The organism is Sphaerochaeta sp. S2, from assembly GCF_016406725.1.
Classification (GTDB): domain Bacteria; phylum Spirochaetota; class Spirochaetia; order Sphaerochaetales; family Sphaerochaetaceae; genus Sphaerochaeta.
Genome location: NZ_JAEKNT010000372.1, coordinates 1 through 1,871, shown reverse-complemented (window position 1 = coordinate 1,871; position 1,871 = coordinate 1). Strand labels below are relative to the sequence as shown.

Genomic DNA, 1,871 nt, shown 5'->3' with positions numbered 1-1,871 from the left:
CTACTCTCCAGTGAACTTGATGACCCGCTCTACTTTGCACGGGTTCATCAGAATATCGCTGATCTGGAGAAGAAGCGCATAGCTCACTTCAACGAATATGGCCCCATGAATCAAGAATACATTCTCCTGATGGGGGATTTGAACATGGCTTACTACCGTGCAGGAGAGACCCATAAAGAATTGGAGGTTGCACAACAGATATATCAGACGAACCAGATTCTTCATGGTGATGATGATGAGTCAACCATTGAGGCTATGATCGCCTTAGGCAACTCCTATCTTGATGATGGACAGAGTGCTGAGGCACAATCCATTGTTGAGGAGCTGCTTGGTCGTGATTACACCAAAGAGAATGGTCCCTCCTATGATCTCTATATCGATTCACTCTGCCTGCAGGCAGACATCTACCATATCAAGAAGAAGTTCGATGAGGAGCTTCTGCTCCGTCAGCAGGTACTCACCATCCTTACCTCATTCCAAGGATCCACGAGCAGCCAGAGTATTATGGCTCGCTGTGCACTTGGGGTATGCCTGGAGAGGCGATATGCCTGGAGAGAAGCGCTCGAGCAGTACAGGATTATCCGGTCCTACCTTGATATAGAATCAGATTTCGCCTCTGAAGCAGAGAAAATTGGACTGCTTGTACATATAGCGCGATGCTATCGAAAGCTCGGGGAAGTGGAGGATGCAAGAACGCTCTACCGATGGGCTCATCGTAAAGCCCACGTCTATTTTGGTCCTGCCTCTCCATTGGCTTTGAAAATGCAACGACTTCTCAAGGCAGCTGAACACAACAACCGATAAGTACTTTCTTGACATGCATCACGACAATAGTGTAATACTTACCATATATGTTAGCTATGTCTAACCCTTATTATATAACTAGTATTAATCTCCTTAGGAGGATCGATGAAACGTATTGCAATTGTTTATTACAGTGGGACGGGAAATACCGAAGCCTTGGCTCAAGCGGTGGCAAAAGGAGCCAAGGAAGCCGGTGCAGATATCAAGGTGATCAAGGCCGGTCTCTTCTCTGCCGATTTGCTTGATAGCTATGACGCGGTAGCTTTTGGGTGTCCTGCAATGGGCTCTGAAAGCTTGGAGGATGAAGTATTCGAACCAATGTTCAATGCACTCCTTCCCCATCTAGAGGGAAAACCGGTTGGGCTCTTCGGCTCATATGGATGGGGAGATGGAGAGTGGATGGAAGACTGGGCTGAAGTCACCAAGGAAGCAGGAGCAGTATTGGTTGCCGACCCGGTCATCGCCTTGGACACCCCTGAAGAAGAAGCGTTGAATGCAGCCTTTTCACTGGGAACAGCGCTTGCTGGCTAATCCCATCAGGAAATACGTAAGCTTGCTTGCAGTATAGGAGGGATGATGTAAGGCATTGGGAGCCAATTCCACTACATCGCACCCAATAATCGTCCTATCCTTGGTAAGAACGGTAAGTAACGTAATTGCATCCCACCATGAGAGTCCACCTGGATCAGGGGTTCCGGTGGCATTCATCAACCCACAATCGAATGCATCAACATCGAAGGTGACATATAGTTGTTTGGGAAAATCAGATGGAAGATCCAAGGTTTCCAGCGAGTGTGTATTCTTCTGGCTGTAGAGAAATGATGCATCATAGTGACCAACCTGGTAGCGCTCACGTGCCTCAAGATCTTCCTCACTATAATTCCTTATCCCTACCTGAAAAAGGGGAATGCCTGCCTCTACAGCACGTCTCATGACCGATGCATGGCTGAGTTTGCTGCCTTCATAGGCATCCCTTAGGTCCATGTGTGCATCGAACTGCAGGATACCGACCTCCCCTTGGGGAAATCGGTCTCTCAAGAGAGGAATTGCTGCATTTGTTACTGAAT

3 protein-coding genes are annotated in these 1,871 nt (G+C 47.9%); 2 read left to right on the top strand and 1 reads right to left on the bottom strand.

What is annotated here, in order from left to right:
• A partial coding sequence (locus tag JF818_RS10955) for a lipopolysaccharide assembly protein LapB (RefSeq protein WP_198892051.1) occupies positions 1 to 804 on the top strand: 804 nt, incomplete at its 5' end.
• Between the two features lie 105 nt (positions 805 to 909).
• Positions 910 to 1,335 carry a flavodoxin gene (locus JF818_RS10950; protein WP_198892050.1) on the top strand — a complete coding sequence of 142 codons (426 nt, stop codon included), beginning with the start codon at positions 910 to 912 and terminating at the stop codon, positions 1,333 to 1,335.
• On the opposite strand, the gene JF818_RS10945 is transcribed toward JF818_RS10950, so the two are convergent.
• On the bottom strand, positions 1,309 to 1,871 hold a 563-nt coding region (locus JF818_RS10945; protein ID WP_198892049.1), incomplete at its 5' end, for an arginase family protein. The two genes, JF818_RS10950 and JF818_RS10945, sit on opposite strands and share 27 nt — an antisense overlap.

What these genes read in the sequence shown, in the direction of transcription:
- JF818_RS10950 (WP_198892050.1), top strand. Translation starts at nt 910, where the DNA reads ATGAAACGTATTGCAATTGTTTATTACAGTGGGACGGGAAATACCGAA.